The 15,794-nt window shown below is 72.2% G+C and carries 15 protein-coding genes, 1 pseudogene and 1 riboswitch; of the genes and pseudogenes, 1 reads left to right on the top strand and 15 read right to left on the bottom strand.

The genetic code is table 11. The features are described from left to right. Positions 1-440: 440 nt before the first annotated feature. Positions 441-959: a hypothetical protein gene (locus WMF17_RS01525; protein ID WP_437647639.1), complete on the top strand. Its 519-nt coding sequence runs from the start codon at positions 441-443 to the stop codon at positions 957-959. A gap of 99 nt (positions 960-1,058) precedes the next feature. Here WMF17_RS01525 and cobJ read toward each other — a convergent pair. The 15 genes and pseudogenes from cobJ to WMF17_RS01600 all read right to left on the bottom strand — a co-directional run bounded on the left by cobJ (position 1,059) and on the right by WMF17_RS01600 (position 15,750). Then, positions 1,059-2,318 (bottom strand): annotated as a pseudogene (cobJ, locus tag WMF17_RS01530) (precorrin-3B C(17)-methyltransferase). Beyond that, complete coding sequence (locus tag WMF17_RS01535) at positions 2,311-3,450, bottom strand: cobalt-precorrin 5A hydrolase (RefSeq protein ID WP_437600186.1); 1,140 nt, start codon at positions 3,448-3,450, stop codon at positions 2,311-2,313. Before WMF17_RS01535 ends, cobJ begins: the two are co-directional and overlap by 8 nt. After that, on the bottom strand, positions 3,447-4,247 hold the full coding sequence (gene cobI, locus WMF17_RS01540; protein ID WP_437600187.1) for a precorrin-2 C(20)-methyltransferase: 801 nt from the start codon (positions 4,245-4,247) through the stop codon (positions 3,447-3,449). The genes WMF17_RS01535 and cobI overlap by 4 nt, the downstream gene beginning before the upstream one ends. Continuing rightward, a complete protein-coding gene (gene cbiE, locus WMF17_RS01545) occupies positions 4,244-5,554 on the bottom strand; it encodes a precorrin-6y C5,15-methyltransferase (decarboxylating) subunit CbiE (RefSeq protein ID WP_437600189.1) in 1,311 nt (436 codons plus the stop codon). Before cbiE ends, cobI begins: the two co-directional genes overlap by 4 nt. Continuing rightward, positions 5,551-6,282 (bottom strand): precorrin-8X methylmutase, encoded by a 732-nt coding sequence (locus WMF17_RS01550; protein ID WP_437600190.1) that lies wholly within the window; start codon positions 6,280-6,282, stop codon positions 5,551-5,553. Before WMF17_RS01550 ends, cbiE begins: the two co-directional genes overlap by 4 nt. Then, on the bottom strand, positions 6,279-7,406 hold the full coding sequence (locus WMF17_RS01555) for a cobalt-precorrin-5B (C(1))-methyltransferase (RefSeq protein WP_437600191.1): 1,128 nt from the start codon (positions 7,404-7,406) through the stop codon (positions 6,279-6,281). The genes WMF17_RS01550 and WMF17_RS01555 overlap by 4 nt, the downstream gene beginning before the upstream one ends. A 16-nt stretch (positions 7,407-7,422) precedes the next feature. Then, positions 7,423-8,160 carry an FAD-dependent oxidoreductase gene (locus WMF17_RS01560; protein ID WP_437600192.1) on the bottom strand — a complete coding sequence of 246 codons (738 nt, stop codon included), beginning with the start codon at positions 8,158-8,160 and terminating at the stop codon, positions 7,423-7,425. Positions 8,161-8,173: 13 nt separating this feature from the next. Next, positions 8,174-8,548 (bottom strand): DUF3209 family protein, encoded by a 375-nt coding sequence (locus tag WMF17_RS01565; protein ID WP_437600193.1) that lies wholly within the window; start codon positions 8,546-8,548, stop codon positions 8,174-8,176. 199 nt (positions 8,549-8,747) lie between these two features. Then, on the bottom strand, positions 8,748-9,935 hold the full coding sequence (locus tag WMF17_RS01570) for a CbiX/SirB N-terminal domain-containing protein (protein ID WP_437600194.1): 1,188 nt from the start codon (positions 9,933-9,935) through the stop codon (positions 8,748-8,750). After that, a complete protein-coding gene (locus WMF17_RS01575) occupies positions 9,911-10,738 on the bottom strand; it encodes an energy-coupling factor ABC transporter ATP-binding protein (protein ID WP_437600196.1) in 828 nt (275 codons plus the stop codon). Before WMF17_RS01575 ends, WMF17_RS01570 begins: the two co-directional genes overlap by 25 nt. Next, the gene (locus tag WMF17_RS01580) at positions 10,735-11,484 is read right to left on the bottom strand and encodes a CbiQ family ECF transporter T component (RefSeq protein ID WP_437647640.1); all 750 of its coding nucleotides are present in this window, start codon (positions 11,482-11,484) and stop codon (positions 10,735-10,737) included. The genes WMF17_RS01575 and WMF17_RS01580 overlap by 4 nt, the downstream gene beginning before the upstream one ends. Continuing rightward, positions 11,474-11,842, bottom strand: coding sequence for a hypothetical protein (locus WMF17_RS01585; protein ID WP_437647642.1), 369 nt, complete (start codon positions 11,840-11,842; stop codon positions 11,474-11,476). Before WMF17_RS01585 ends, WMF17_RS01580 begins: the two co-directional genes overlap by 11 nt. Continuing rightward, positions 11,839-12,573 (bottom strand): energy-coupling factor ABC transporter permease, encoded by a 735-nt coding sequence (locus WMF17_RS01590; protein ID WP_437647644.1) that lies wholly within the window; start codon positions 12,571-12,573, stop codon positions 11,839-11,841. The genes WMF17_RS01585 and WMF17_RS01590 overlap by 4 nt, the downstream gene beginning before the upstream one ends. A gap of 77 nt (positions 12,574-12,650) precedes the next feature. Next, a riboswitch (cobalamin riboswitch) is annotated at positions 12,651-12,855 on the bottom strand. 931 nt (positions 12,856-13,786) lie between these two features. After that, on the bottom strand, positions 13,787-14,614 hold the full coding sequence (locus WMF17_RS01595) for an enoyl-CoA hydratase/isomerase family protein (RefSeq protein WP_437600200.1): 828 nt from the start codon (positions 14,612-14,614) through the stop codon (positions 13,787-13,789). Positions 14,615-14,859: 245 nt separating this feature from the next. Next, positions 14,860-15,750 carry a 3-hydroxyacyl-CoA dehydrogenase family protein gene (locus tag WMF17_RS01600; RefSeq protein ID WP_437600201.1) on the bottom strand — a complete coding sequence of 297 codons (891 nt, stop codon included), beginning with the start codon at positions 15,748-15,750 and terminating at the stop codon, positions 14,860-14,862. Positions 15,751-15,794 lie beyond the last annotated feature (44 nt).

Consider the following 15,794-nt stretch of genomic DNA (forward strand, 5'->3'; position numbering starts at 1 on the left):
GCCGGCCGCAAATGTGCGTCCGTTAACATGGCTTGACGGGTCGCGCTGTCTCGCGCTGTCCTGTTGGCACGCTCGAATGCTTCCAGCAGACACGAGCTCGAGCGTGCCGCGCTGCTGGCGTGCGTGGGCATTGCCCGCGCGGCGACGAACTCAGCGTTTCACACGACGACCTGGGCCTCGCCTTCTCGTGCAACGGAAGCAGCCGGCCGATCAGGGTGGGGTTGATCTGCCCACTTGCCCCGCCGGCTCCGGGGCCGGCCGCGCGTGTCTCTAGAAGAAGCGTCGTGTCTCCAGGTGACGCAGCCCGATCGTCGCCGGCTGACGAGAGATCACTGTCCGCGCGCGCGCCGCGCTGATCGCGATGTTGACGGCTCGCGGGAGGCGGTTCGAGCGCCTGGCATGCGTGCTGCAAGTCGCAGGAGCAGGGGATCGAGGCCAAGGTGGCCTCGACCAAGGTCGCCGCTCAGACGGCAATTCTAACCAATGCGCAGGAGATGATCATGAGCAAAAGCAAGCAAGTCCTCACGGTTGATTCGGCCAAGATCGCGATCAATTTCAGCGAAGTAAACGGCCAAAGCAACCTCATCGCGAACGTTCCGAACACCCTGAATATCTCGGTGAGCAACACCAGCGGCTACGACCTGCAGAACGTCACCCTGAACCAGGGAGATGTTCACGTCATGTACACACCCAAAGGCACAGGGAAGCCGCAGGATGTGACGTCGTCTTTCATTGTCACCTTCACGCAGGGAGGTCAGGTGACCTTTCCCAGCGTGCCCTCCACCGGGCAGTGCAACCCGCAGGGGTTCTTCGTGACGCCCCTGTCGCCGCAGGTGCTCAGCTATCTCGAAGGCACCATCTCGTTCTGCATCGATACCGACAACATCGTTTACGACGTGAAGGCCGATACAGGCGGCCAGTGCACGTCGGACAAATGGATCGTCACCACGAGGGGGTAGAGCGAGTTCGGTCTTGTCCCAGGGCTCGAGGCGCATGGTGGGATCCGCGCCCGGCGTCGGCCGCCCGCAAGTCTCGCCGGCGTGCGCCAGGAGCCGAGATCAGAGGCAGCGCAGCACGTTGTCGCGCACGAGCTGCCAGATGGTCTCGGGGATATCCCCGAGCCACCGCGCGTCGCGCTCGACCGGCGCCTCGGCGTCGTCGAGCGGGTCGTCGGGGCTGTAGACGAGCCGCCAGAGCCGCTCGCTCACCGAGCCGTTCCTGTCGATCACGAAGCGCTGCACCAGCTTCTTCGCGAGCTCCTCGCCCTCGACGTCGAGGAGCAGCACCGGCGCCGCCACCTTCACCTCACGCAGCGGCATCAGCCGGATATAGGCCCCCTTCACGAGGTCGACCTCGTCCGGCGGCTCGAACCCCGCCTCGCGGAAGTCGACCGGCGCCTTTGTGTTGCCGATGAGGTAATACTCTCCCTGGGTCTCGGCGAGGATCGCGCCGCCCAGCCTTCCTACGCGTGCCATCTAGACCTCCTCTCCAGCGGCGCCCTCGTCCGAGACCACCAGCGTGCGCCCCGGCGTCTGGCCCGGGAGCGCTTCCCCATCCCATGTGTATTTGTTGGTATATCCGCGCGGCGTGACCATGTATCCCTCGAACAGGAAGGTGTTTGTCGAGCCGACGAGCACCGTGGTGAGCATCCCGATCTCGTAGTCGAGGAAGTGATCGACATCGGTGAGCACGGCGCTCTCCAGCTTGCGGTAGGCGCTCTTCACGAGCGCGACAGGCGTCGTGCCCGCGCGGTGCTGGCGGATGATCTCCTGGGCCCGCACGATCTGGCGCGTGCGCCGCCCGCTCGCCGGATTGTAAAGGCCGATGACGAAGTCGGCCGCGGCGGCGGCCTCGAGCCGCCGCTCGATGACCGGCCACGGCGTCAGGAGGTCGGACAGGGAGATGGCGCAGAAGTCGTGCCCGAGCGGCGCGCCGACGAGCGACGCGCACGCGTTGAGCGCGGTCATGCCGGGCACGATGCGGAGCTCCGGCGACTCGCCCCGCTTCCAGCCGATCTCCTGAAGCACCTGGAAGACGAGCCCGGCCATGCCGTAGACCCCGGCGTCGCCCGAGGAGATGATCGCGACGCGCCCGCCGTCCCGCGCCCGCTCCACAGCGGCGCGCGCCCGGCCGATCTCCTCGGTCATGCCGGTCTTGATGATCTCCTTGCCCTCGATGAGGTGCTTCACCAGCCGGATGTACGTCGTGTACCCCACGATGAGATCCGACGCGGCGATCGCCTCCAGGGCGGCGCGGGACGCGTGCGCCTCGGCGCCGGGGCCGATTCCGACGATCGACAGGACTCCTTTGTCACCCATGGCTCTCCTCGATGGTGCGCTTCGCGAACGGGACGCGCGCCACGGCGAGCGTCATGGACCGGCCCACGCCCGGCTCGGTGTACGCCCGCTTCGGCACGAGCAGCCTCGCGGCCCCGGCCGCGCGCAGGGCGGCCGGCTCGGCGACGCCCCGGGCGCCGACGTGCTTCTTCACCGTCTCCGACGGGTTCTCGATCCCCTCGGTCGCGTCGAGCTCCTCGGCCGTGAACGTGACGAGCGGCCACCCCCGCCGCGCCGATAGCGCGAGCAGCGCCTCCTCGTCGGCCTTCTTGTCGATCGTCGCCAGCGCCTTCACCGATTTCGCCGACAGCCCGTGCTCCTCGAGCAGCCTGTCGACCCCGCGCTCCACCATGTCGAGCGGCGCGCCGCGGTCGCAGCCGACGCCGAGGACGAGGCTCTTCGGCCGGTAGACGACGGCGCGCTCGACGATCGCCGGGTGCGAGCGGGCGAGGTCGCGGTCGCTCGCGACGAGGAGGATCTCCCATGCGTCCGGGTCCACGCCGTCGAGCGACGTCGCGTAGCGCACGCCCGGCGGCAGCGGCTTGTCCTCGGGCCAGAACGACGGCTCGCCCGTCTCCTGGACGAAGAGCACGGGCGCGGCGTTCACGACGGCGGCGCAGCCGCGGGTCACGTTGCGGTCCGGGTCGTCGAGCGTCCAGCCGAGCTCCCGGCCGAGGATGTCGACCGTCAGCGTCCCGAGCGCGTCGGACGCCGTTGTCACCACCGGCAGCGCGCCGAGCAGCGAGGCCACCTTCTCGGTGAACGCGTTGCCCCGCCCCACATGCCCGGAGAGCACGCAGATCGAGAACCGCGCCGTGTCGTCGACGCAAACGACCGCTGGATCGACCTTTTTGTTCTTGAGCAGCGGCGCGATCATCCGCACCACGGCGCCCACGCTGATCACGAACACGTGGCAGTCGTACGCCGTGAACGCCTCGTTGAGCAGCGGCCCCATCGGCAGCGGGAGCGGCTTCGCACCCTCCGGCGCCCCGTCGAAGAGCTTCTGCGACACGTAGAGGTCCGCGCCCGGGAGGCCCTCGATGAGCCGGCGCGCGATGGCGATCCCGTGGCGCGTGATGGCGTAGACGGCGTAGGGCTTGCGCGCGGCGATCATGGCGCCTCCTGTTCGTTAAATGTCTTTTCGAAGCTGCCCGGCAGCGAGGCCTCGGCCTCGCCGACGAGGAGCCCGCTCCGCTCCCCGCGCGTGACGACGACCATGGCGAAGCAGTCGCCCCGCTCGCCCTGCGCGGCCCGGAGGTCCCGGACGATCCGCTGCTCGGGCATCGTCGCCTTGGACACGAACACCGCGCGATCGAGGAGCCCCGCCCGCGTGAGCGCCTCGATCACCTTCGGCATCTCCGAGCCGATCTTCATCAGGACCACTGTGTCGAAGCGACAGAGGACGTCGGTCAGGTCGTCGACGCCGTACGTGGCGGGGAGGATGGCGATCCGCTCCTGGCCGTCCGCGAGCGAGAGCCCGCTCACGGCCGGGACCGCCGTGACCGAGGTGACGCCGGGGACGACCTCGACCTCGAGCCCGGGGAAGCGGCGGAGCGCCTCGCGGCGGACATAGACGAACGTGCTGAAGAGCGACGGATCGCCCTCGGTGGCGAACGCGACGGAGAGGCCGCGCGAGAGGCGGTCGCCGATCTGGCCGACGGCCGCGTCGATGTACGGGCGGACGCGATCCGGGTCCTTGCTCATGGGGAAGGTGAGGAGCAGCCGCTCCTGGTCCGGCCGCTTGGGGACGACGGGGGAGAGGATCCGGTAGGCCATCGAGGCGCCGAAGTCCGAGCTGCGGGGGAGCGCGAGCACGTCCGCGGCCTCGAGGACGCGCACGGCGCGCAGCGTGAGCAGGTCCGGCGCGCCGGGGCCGACGCCCACGCCGTAGAGCTTGCCGAGGCCGCTCATGACGCCTCCGGCGCGCCGGCGGGCGCGGGCCGGGCCGCCTGCGCCCGCTCCGCGTCCTCTGGCTTCGCGGGCTTCGTCGCGGCGAAGACGTGGATCGGGTTCAGCGCCTCGTACCGCATGTAGCGCGCGAGCGGCACGCCGCGCGAGACCGAGAGCAGCGTGACCTCGGGATCGAGCCCCCGCGCCCGGAGCGCGCGGTACGTCTCGGCCACGTTCTCCATCGTGATCGCGTTGACAACGAGCCGGCCGCCCGGCCGCAGCCGATCGAGCGCCGCCGTGATGATCTCCTCCATGCTCCCCTTGCTCCCGCCGACGAACACAGCGTCCGGGTCCTCGAGCGCCGCGAGCGCCTCGGGCGCGCGGCCCGCGACGACGCGCACGTTGTCGACCCCGTGCGCGCGGACGTTGTCCCGGCAGATCTCCACGCCCTCCGGGTCGACCTCGATCGCGTAGACGCGCCCGAGGGGGCAGAGCATCGCCGCCTCGATCGAGACCGAGCCCGAGCCGGCGCCGACGTCCCAGACGACCGCGTCGGGGCGGATCGCCATCGACGCGATCGAGAGCAGGCGCACCTCGCGCTTCGTGATGAGGCCGTTCTTCGGCATGCGCTTCGCGAACGCGTCCTCGTGCAGGTAGGGGACGGCCGGCGGCGGCCGCCACACGGGATCGCTCCGCAGGAGCAGGAGCACGTTCAGCGGCCCGATGTCGTCGCACGACGCGAGCGCGGCGAGGTCGAAGGCGCGCACGCGCTCGCCCGCGCCCGCGAGGCTCTCGCAGACCCACGCCTTCCAGCCGGTATCGCCGTGCTCGAGGAGGCGCGCGGCGAGGCGGGCCGGGCTGCTCTCCCCGTCGGTCAGCACCGCGACCTTCGAGAGCCGGCGGAGGCGCGTCGCGAACCCCTCGGGCGAGCGCCCGTGGACCGAGACGAGCGCGGCGTCGTCCCAGGCGATCCCGGTGCGCGCGAACGCCCACTGGACCGAGCTCAGGCTCGGGATGATCTCGACGTGCTCGCCGCCGAGCTTCCGGACGACGAGCGCGCCGACGCCGAAGAACAGCGGGTCGCCCGAGGCGAGGATGCACACGTTCTGCTCGGCCGACAGGGCCTCCACGCGGTCGAGCGCCGCGGACAGCCCGCCCTTGAGGGCGATCTTCTCGCCGCGGAACTGCGGGAAGAACTCGAGGTGCCGCTCGCCCCCCACGAGCACCTCGGCCCGGGCGACCGCGGACGCGGCGCGGCTCGACAGGCTGGCGCACCCGTCGTCGCCGATGCCGACGACGGTCACGGCGCGGCGCGCGCTCGCGCTCATCGCGCCACCGTCGCCGGGGCCGCCGGGCCGGACGGCAGCGTCGGATCCGGGGGGTCCGCCGAGAGGAGCAGCAGCGCGTGGACGATCGCGACGGCGATCGGGCTGCCGCCCTTGCGCCCGCGCGCGACGATGGAGGGGAGCCCGGACTCGATCAGGGCCTCCTTCGACTCCGCGGCCGACACGAACCCGACCGGCACGCCGATCACGAGCGCCGGCCGCGCCCCCTCCTCCCGGGCGAGGCGCACGACCTCGAGCAGCGCGGTCGGCGCGTTGCCGATCGCGACGACCGCCCCGTCGAGGAGGCCGAGCCGGTGCGCCTTGCGCATCGACTCGATCGCGCGGGTCGAGCCGGCCGCCGACGCGGCCTGGATGACGTCGTCGTCCGAGATGAAGCAGTGGATCTTGCAGCCGTACGACGCGAGCCGCTGCTCGTTCAGGCCGACGCCGATCATCTTCACGTCGACGAGGACCGGCGCGCCGCCCCGGAGCGCCTCGATCCCCCGGGCGATCGCCTCGGGGTGGAGCCGCATGAGCGACGAGAACTCGAAGTCCGCGGTCGCGTGGATCACGCGGCGGACGACCTGCCACTCCGCCTCCGGGAAGCCGTGGCCCCTGGCCTCCTCGTCGATGATCGCGAAGCTCTTGTCCTCGATGCGGCGCCCGAGCGCGGTCATCTGCCGCATGTCGTTCACCGCGCGCGCGTCTTCACCGATCTTGGCACCGCTCATGGCTCCTCCGCTCTGTCTGTGCTGGCGGCCCCGGCCGGGTACCGGCCGAGCAGCGCCCCGTTGAAATCGACGAGGCAGGCGTGCACCTCGAGGGCGCCGCCCGCGTGGGCCGAGGTGTGCTCGACGACGCGCCGGCAGATCCCGCCCGCGACGCCGGTGAGCGCCTCGCGCTGGCACAGCTCGAGCACGTGCCGCGCGGTGTTCGCCTGCCGGATCTCCGCCGCGACCTCCGGCCGCGCGCCGAGCTCCTCGGCGATCTGCGCGAGCAGCTCCATGCTCACCTCCGAGCCGGCGGCGTGCGTCATCATCTTGCCGTCGGCCATCTTCGAGAGCTTGCCGATCATGCCGACGATGACCGCGCGGGCGATCCGCCGCCGCGCGGCGTGGCGGACGCCGGTGCCGATGAAGTCGCCCACCTGGATGAACGCGTCCTCCGGGAGCTCCGGGTAGAGCTTCATCGCGTACGCCTCGGACTTGCCGCCGGTCGTCAGCGCGAGCGTCGCGATGCCGCGCTCGGCGGCGACGTCGATCGCCTGCACCACGCTCGCGCGGAAGGCGGCGGTCGAGTACGGCTTCACGATCCCGCTCGTCCCGAGGATGGAGATCCCGCCGATGAGCCCGAGGCGCGCGTTGATGGTCTGCTTCGCCATCTCCTCGCCCTGGGGGACGCTGATCGTGACCGTGGCGCCGGCGAAATCCGAGCCCTCGAGCTCCTCGAGGACCATCTCGGTGATGTTCCGGCGCGGCACGGGGTTCACGGCCGGCGCGCCGACCGGCAGCCCGAGCCCGGGCTTTGTGACGACGGCGACCCCGTCGCCGCCGCGGATCTCGACGCCCGGCTCGCGGCGGAGCTCGACCTCGGCGACGAGCTCGGCGCCGTGGGTGCAGTCCGGATCGTCGCCGGCGTCCTTGATGACGCTGCACGTGGCGCGCGGCCCGTCGCGGTCGCAGCGCTTCAGCGGGAAGGTCACCCGCTGCCCGTTCGGCAGGGTCGTCTCGATGGCGTCGACCGCCGCGCCGTGGGCGAGCACGCGCGCCGCCGCCTTGGCCGCGGCGGCCGCGCACGCGCCCGTCGTGAACCCCTCGCGCTGCCCTTTCGGGTCTCTCGGCCGGACCTCTGCCATCCAGAATCCTGAACGATTACAAGGATTTCTTCAGGGGGTTGTTGAAGAAGCTCTCGAGGAGCACGCTGCCCTCCGGCGCGCCGAGCGAGGCCAGCCGGTCGCGGAGCGGGTAGAGGACGGCGCCGTCGCCCGCGCAGAGCACGGCGTCGTAGGGGCCGGCCGCGAGGTGCTGCTCACCGACGAGCGCGCACGCGCGCGCCGGCCGCTCGGGGTGGCCGACCGGGGGGAGGTCGCGGGCGACCGAGAGGCGGACGGGGGCGGGGAGGCGCTCGCGGACGAACGGCTCGGAGAGGAAGTCGTCCTCGGACTCGACGAGCCAGAGCAGGTCGAGCTGCGCCGCGCCGGCCGCGGCCGCGCTCTGCGCGATGCCGAGCGCGGCGGTGATGCCGGTGTCGGTGGCGATCAGGAGCGCGCGCCCGGAGAAGCCCGGCGGGAGCCGCAGCTTGCCCCAGGGGCCGCTCCACTCGAGCTCGGCGCCGACGGGGAGGTCGTTGAGCACGTTCGACCCCGGCCCGGCGCCGATGCGCTTCACGGCGATCTCGACGGCGCGCTGCTCGGCGTCGCTCGAGAGGAGCGAGTAGGCCCGCTTCGCGAGCTTGCCGCCGGGCAGGGTGACGCCGGTGTTGATGATCACGTACTGCCCGCCGGCGAAGCCGAGCTCGGCGCCGTCGACGCGCTCGACGCGGAGCAGCCGGGCGCCGTGGCCCAGCGGCGTTGCGTGGGCGATCCTGATCTTCGGGTTGCCCTGAGCCATGGGTTTGCTCCGCTCACTCCGCCGGGTAGATCTCGTGAACGAAGTCGTGCATCTCCTCGAGCTCCCGGTAGAGCCGGCCGAGCCCGTCGACCTGGGCGCGGAGGTCGAGCTCGACCTGCTTCGTGAGGATGACGAGCGAGCGCAGGTAGGCGAGCTTCGCGTCGCCGGCCGGGGTCTTCGCGACCTTCTCCTGGAGCTCTGCGAGGGACCCCTCGAACAGGCGTGAGAGGTTCTTCAGATCTCCGGCGCGCAGCATCGCCGAGACCGGCCCCGGCGCCTCCGCTGCAGGGCCGAGCTCGGCGAGCTCGTGCGCGCGCTCGGCGGGGTCGTCGATGCCCAGGATGTTCATGAGCCCCAGGCGGAGCGCGGCGATTTCGTGACAGGCCATATCGGTGCTCTCCTAAAGCGAGAAGATGTTTGAATGAAGCGAAAAGAAGATGGACCGCCAAGGCGCCGAGGACGCCGAGAGAGAGGGAGAGAGAGAGGGAGACATTTGTTTTCTCTTCATTCTTTCTTGGCGCACTTGGCGTCTTGGCGGTTCATTTTCTCTCCCTCTTCATCTCTCGCGGCGGTTCGTCTTCTCTGCCTCATTGCATGATGTCGTCGACGAGCCGCGCCACAAGCCGGTCGCCGAGCAGGTGCTCCTCCACGAGGTCCTCGGCGTCCTCCTCGCGGACGCCGCGGTACCACACCCCGTCGGGGTAGACGGCGACCGTCGGCCCCTCGCCGCAGCGGCCCATGCACGACGTCCTCGTCACGCGGATCTGCTGCTGCTGGCCGGCCTGCTTCAGGCGACGGCGCAGCGACTCGAGCAGCGCCAGGCTGCCGCGGTCCACGCAGTCGGCGTTGCCGCAGACGAGCACGTGCTTGCGCAGCGGGCGGTGGGCGTGCAGGTGGTTCGACGCCTGCGTGTGCGTCAGCGTGTGGCGCACGCTGTAGAGCATCGCCTTGAGCCCGCCGACCTCCTGGGCCAGCCCCGGCATGGCGGTGCGGTACATGCACGTGTCGCAGGGGAGGGGCGACTCGCCGGCGAGCGCCTGGCGCGCGCGCTCGTCGACGAGCCCGAAGAGCGCGCGCGACAGGCCGAGGTGGGGCGCGAGGGACGCGCGGATCCACGGGTACGTCGAGGCGAAGCGATCGACCTGCTCGGCGAGCTTCGTCATGAGCCGGCCGGCGAAGAGGAAGTAGGGGAGGACGACGACGCGCTCGGGCCGCTGGCGCGCGACGCGATCGAGCGTCTCCTCGACCGAGGGCCGCGTGATGCCGATGAAGGTCGGCTCGACGAGCTGGAGCCCGCGGCCCTCGCCGATGAGGCGCGCCATCTTGCAGAAATCGCCGTTCGCGTCCGGGTCGCTGGCCCCGCGCCCCACCACGACGAGCGCCGTCCGGGCCCGCGCCGCCGGGTCGTCCGGCAGCACGGACGCGGCGCGCTCGAACGCGAGCTCCGCGAGCGCCGGGTGCACGCCGAGGTGCCGCGCCGCCGAGAAGCGCACGCCCGGGTGCGCGGCCCGCGCCTGCTCGAGCGAAAGCGGGATGTCGTTCTTCACGTGACCCGCCGCGAACAGGAAGAGCGGCACGACCGCCACCCGGGACACCCGCGCCGCGAGCGCCGCGAGCGCGTCGGCGAGATAGGGCGTCGCGAGCTCGATGTAGCCGTGCTGCACGACGATCCCGGGCCGCGAGGCGCGGTAGTCGGCCACGAGCGCCTCGAACTCGGCGTTCGACGCGGCGTCGCGGCTGCCGTGGCCGATCAGCAGGAGCCCGTCGTCATGCATGCGAGCGCCTCCTCCAGGGTGAGCGGAAGGCCCGCGTGGCCCCGCAGGGGGGACGGGCTCATCCGGGTCCAGAGCTCCGCGACCCAGGGCCGCCTGAGCCGCGCCCGCGCGAGGAGCTCCCCGCGCGCGAACACCTCGCGCGGCGGCCCGTCCGCGAGGACCTGTCCGTCGCCGAGCAGGATCGCCCGCGTCGCGAAGAGCGGCACGAGATCGACCGCGTGCGTCGCGGCGACCAGCGTGGTCCCCTGCTGCTCGGCGAGGGCGCGCAGCGTCCGGCAGAGGGAGAGCTCGCCCTCCGGGTCGAGGCCCGCGGTCGGCTCGTCGAGCAAGAGCACGCGCGGCCGCATCGCCAGCATCCCGGCGATGCACGCGCGCTTGCGCTCCCCGAAGCTCAGCGCCTCGATCGCGCGGCCCTCGAGGTGCGCGATCTGCACGGCGGAGAGCGCCGCCTCGGCGCGGCGCCGCGCCTCGGGCGCGGGCAGGCCGAGGTTCCTCGGGCCGAACAGGACGTCGTCGAGGAGCGTCGCGCCGAGCAGCTGGTCGTCCGGGTCCTGGAGCACGAGCGCGGCGCCCGCGGCCACGGCGTCCGAGGGCGAGCCCACGCGGCGGCCCGAGATCTCGACGCTGCCGCCGGGCGCAGGGAGGAGCCCGACGAGCGTCCGGAGCAGCGCGGTCTTGCCGGCGCCGTTGCCACCGAGCACCGCCACGGACTCGCCCTCGGCGACGTCGAGGCGCACGTCGCGCAGCGCGGGCTCGGCGCCGCGGTAGCCGATCCGGGGGGCGCGCAGGGCGATGGCGCTCATCCCGCCTCCCCGGCGGCGACGCTGAGCCCGAGCGCCGCGAGGGCGGCGGCGGCGAACGCGAGGTTCGCGGCGGGCGCGCTCGCCCGGCGGTCGGCGACGGGGAGCTCTCCCTTGTAGCCGCGGAGCTGCATCGCGAGGGCGGCGTGCTCGGAGCGCTCCAGGGTCCGGAGCGCCACGACGCCCGCGACGGCGCCGGCCGAGCGCGCGGCGGCGCGCGGGTGCGCGAACCCGCCGCGGAGCGCGGCGGCGCTCCACGCGCCGTCGGCCGCGCGCTGGAGCACGCCGGCGAAGCGCCGCGCGAGCGCGAGCAGCTCGACGAGGGCCGCGGGCGCGCCGAGCCCGGCGAGCGCCGACTCGATCTCGGCGGGCGCGGCGGCGCTGGCGAGCCACCGGAGCACCGCGGCCGCCGCGAGGACGCGCGCGGCGATGGCCGCGGCGCGGTCGGCCCCCTCGCGCGTGAGGGCGTCGAGCGGGAACGGCGCGCCCGCGAGGAGCGGCTCCCCCGGGGTGAGCGCGAGCGCGAGCGCGGCCGCGAGCCCCCCGAGCCACGCGGCGGGCGCGAACGCGCGGAGGACGGCGCCCGCCGTCACGCCCTGGAGGCGGAGGGCAGCGCACGCGACGACGAGCAGCGCGGCCGGCGTGAAGGGCGAGCGCGCGCCCGCGGCGACGCAGCACGCGGTCACGGCGGCCCCGAGGCGGAGCCGGGGATCCACGTCGCGGAGCCGCGCGGGGAGGTCAGTCCGCACGGAGGCCTTCAACGCCGGGCTTGCCGCCGGGATCGCCGGCGGGCTGACCGGCGCGCTCGACGAAGAGCACGCGCGAGAAGTAGCCCAGGGCGAAGCCGGAGAGGAGCCCCGCCCAGAGGAACGCGAAGAGCAGGAGATCGCCCTCGAAGCCCGCGAACAGCGGCCCCGTGTCGTGGCGCCCCGCGTCCTCGGCGACGCGGCGGATCACGGCCTCGTCGACCCCGTCCCAGGAGGCGTTGCCGCACGCGACGAGCCCGAGCGCGGCGGCGGCCGGGAGCGCGGCGGTGAGCCGGAGCGCCGCAGCGCGCGCGCGCCGTGCGAACGCGGGCTGCGCGCGCTGCGCGACCCGCCGTGTCACGACGCCCCCGCGGCGAGCGGGACGACCCGGAGCCGCTCCAGGATGTCGGGCCGCCGGGCGCGCAGGAAGACGAGCGCCCCCGCGGTCATGGCGCCCTCGAGGAGGCCGAGCGGCAGCTGGGTGGGGACGAAGGCGAGGGCGACGCCGGTGAACATGGACGTCACCGACCCTTCGCCCGCGAGCCCGAGCGCGAGCTCGAGCGCCGTGGTCGCGTACGTGGCCCAGTCCGAGGTCACGCCGGCCAGGAACCCCGCGACCCAGAGGCTCGCGCCGCAGCGCTGCGCGAGCCGGAAGGCGAGGAACCCGGTGAACGCGCCCGCGATGCCCATGGACGCGACGTCGGCGCCGAGCGTGGTGAGCCCGCCGTGCGCGAGGAAGAGGGCCTGGATGAGGAGCGCCACAACGGTGACGAGGACGGCCATCCAGGGGCCGATGAGCACCGCGGCGAGCCCGGTGCCGCACGGGTGGGAGCAGGTCCCGGCGGTCGGCACCGGCACGGGCATGCACGAGATCGCGAAGACGGCGGCGGCGACGAGGCCGACGAACGGCTTGTAGAAGACGTCCTGCCGGGTGCGCTGCCGGAGCAGATGGAGGGCGATCGCCACGAAGGGCAGGGCGATCGCGTTCCAGACCGCGCACCAGCCGAGCGGCAGGACGCCTTCCGCGAGGTGCATGGCGGCCGCGGGCCGGGCCGCGAGGAGCGTCGCCAGGAACACGCAGGCGATGGACACGGCACGGCCGTGGGGACCGATTTCGGCGCTCCGGGTGAGATCCGCACCCGAACGCCACGAAGACGTGCGCAAGCTGCACCTCGTGGGGGGCTCGGGTAGGTCTCCCGGCTCATGGGTTCAGGGAGCTGTTCGAGCTCCCAGCGCTGCGTCCACCTTCCCAGGCCTGTTCATGAGGCCCAGTGGTCTTCGGAGGCAGCTCCCCACTCACGGTGGCGGTACCGCGCCGGTTTCGCACCGGCTTCCCTGTTATGCCCTGAGGGCACCCGAGGCGTAGATTGTCAGATGGATCTCGGTAGCCCCGTTTCGCGCTCGGCGTCAAGGACGTCGCGTCGCGATCGCGGGGGCGCTCGTCTCGCGGCGCAGCGCGGCGCGGCGAGCGGGCGGTCCTGGCGCTGCCGCGGCGTGCCGTGCGCTGTTGGCGCCGCCCTGTCGAGCCGACCGGCGGCGCCATACGGGATCGCGCCCTGTGCAATGGTGGAATCGGAGGCGAGGACGGGAAGGAGAAGGAGAAATTGACCGAGACGCACGAGGCAAAGCTTTCTCGAAAATGCTGCAAGCCTTGTGCTTCGGTAGTTAAAGTCTCTTTACTTGCTCGCCTCAGGGTCGCTGCTTACCCCGGCGTCCTGTCGGGGCGTGCGCCGCCCCATGCGCGCGGCGCAGGTTCTGGGCCCTCTCGGCGCGTGCGCGCCTCGTGCGCGCGGCGCACGCTCCGGTGGTTTTCTCGCGGCAGTGTGCCTTGTTCGTCCTGGCTCTTTACTTATGAGCAGGTGTTCCGTGCCTGGCTCCCTTCGTCGCGGCGCCTGCCGTGAGGGGCCGGCGGGTTCTCGTGTACTCCTTTCCGAGAACGCGAAAATGGACTCCGCCGGAGGCTGTCTGCCGTGCACGGGTATGCCCGGCTCGAACGCGCATTCGCCGGAATGGGCGGCGTCTGCGCTGTGCGGTCGTCTGGCTGTCCTCGTGCCGGGCGCAATCCGCTCACCTGCGTGCATACGTTGCACTTTGTTATCGACAACCTGCCCTTGGGTGCCACACTCTGATCACCGCATGCGCACCGGCGCGGTTTCCCCCCCCGGCCCGGAGCGCGTGCGGGTTTTCTTGAGCACCGCGACGGACGTCCACCACGCCGCCGCGGTCCCCCTGCCGCGGTCATGTCTGGCCCCCCTCCAGCATGATGCGCGGTATTTTTTTGTCCTCCGGCGTGCGGCTCGGAGGCTCACTTTCCGGTGAACGCGGCCTGTGATTTCGCCAGGAAAGCTTTCATTCCGAGCTGCTGGTCGTCGCTGCCGAAGAGCGCGGCGAAGGCCTGGGCTTCCAGCTCGTTGGCGGCGGCGAGATCGAGGCTCTCGCCGCGCAGGATGACGCGCTTGGCGGCGGCGACGGCGAGCGGCCCGCGCGAGGCGATCTTGAGGGCGGTGTCGCGGGCGCGCGCGAGGAGCTCGGTCGCCGGGAAGACGGCGTTGACGAGCCCGATCGAGAGCGCCTGCTCGGCGGTGATCATATCGCCTGAGTAGATGAGCTCGCGTGCGCGTCCGGGCCCGACCCGTCGCAGCAGCCGCTGGGTGCCGCCGAACCCTGGGATGACGCCCAGGTTCACCTCGGGCTGGCCGAGCTTGGCGCCCTCCGCGGCGTAGATGAAGTCGCAGGCGAGGGCGAGCTCGCAGCCGCCGCCCAGCGCGAAGCCGTTGACCGCGGCGATCACGGGGAACGGGGCGGTCTCGATGAGGTCGCCGAGGCGGTGGCCTGCGTCGGCGAACCGCTTCGCGGCGATGCTGTTCATGGCGGCCATCTCGGCGATATCGGCGCCGGCGACGAACGCCTTGCCGGCGCCGGTCAGCACCGCCGCGCGGATCTCGTCGCCCTCGGCGGGCGCGAGCAGATCGCGGAAGGCCGCGGTGAGCTCGCCGAGGACGGCGGGGTTCAGGGCGTTGAGCTTGTCCGGCCGCTGGATGGTCACGGTGGCGACGTGGCCCGCGCGCTCGACGGCGACGAACTGGAGCGTACCGCGAGCAGGGATCCCCGGCTGCTGTTCTTGAGCGGTCATGGGGTGGGGTTAGCAGCGCCCGGCGCCGGGGGGAAGCGCCTGCCTCGCGCCCCGGAAGGCGCCATTTCGTGCCCGCCTGGGCCTGCTATGTATTCATTGCGTTCCTGGACGCAGGCCGCGCGCGGTCATGGGGAATCGCGTAAACAGGCTGTCTCCTGAACCGCCAGAAATGTTCGCATCTCGCGGATGACGCGGCGTCCCTCCACCCCCGCCCCCGCCCCCGCCGTCTCTGTCGCGGCTCCCGCCTACACGGCCCTCCCCGTCTTCTGCCCCTTCTCGTCGTACACGTAGAACCCCCGCCCGCTCTTCTTCCCGTACCACCCCGCCGCCACGAGGTTCCGCAGCAGCGTGGGCGCCCGGTACTTCGAGTCCCCGAACTCCCGGTGCAGCACCTCCGCGATCGAGAGCACCGTGTCGAGCCCGATCAGGTCCGCGAGCTCCAGCGGCCCCATCGGGTGGTTCAGCCCGAGCCGCGCCCCCGCGTCGATGTCCTCCGGCGTCGACAGCCCCTCCTGGAGCGCGAAGCACGCCTCGTTCAGGAACGGGATCAGCATCCGGTTCACGATGAACCCGGGCTGGTCCTTCGAGGTGATCACCGTCTTGCCGAGGCCCACCGTGAGCGCCCGGACGGCCTCGTACGTCGCGTCCGACGTCTGCACCCCACGGATGAGCTCGACGAGCTTCATCAGCGGCACCGGGTTCATGAAGTGCATCCCGATGACCAGCTCAGGCCGGCCGGTCACCGCCGCGAGCCGCGTGATCGAGATCGACGACGTGTTCGACGCCAGGATCGCCCCCGCCGGCATCGCCGCGTCCGCGAGCTTGAAGATCCGGCTCTTCACGTCGAAGCTCTCGGTCACCGCCTCGACGGCCAGGTCGACCCCCGACAGGCCGGCGATGCCGTCCGCGACCGCGACGCGGCCGAGGAGCGCCTCCCGCGCCTCCGGGGCCATCTTCCCCTTCTCCACCTGCTTCGCGAGGATCGCGGCGATCTGAGCCTTGCCAGACTCCGCCACCGGCCTCGAGACGTCGCACAGGACCACCTCGAGGCCCGCGGCCGCGGCGACCTGGGCGATGCCTCGCCCCATCTGGCCCGCGCCGATCACCCCGAAGCGCTTGATCGTCGTAGCTTCCATGCCCGTGGTGGATACCCGAAGCCGAGGGCGCGGTGAATCGTCCA

Source organism: Sorangium sp. So ce362, assembly GCF_051519845.1.
In the GTDB taxonomy this organism is placed as follows: Bacteria; Myxococcota_A; Polyangia; order Polyangiales; family Polyangiaceae; genus Sorangium.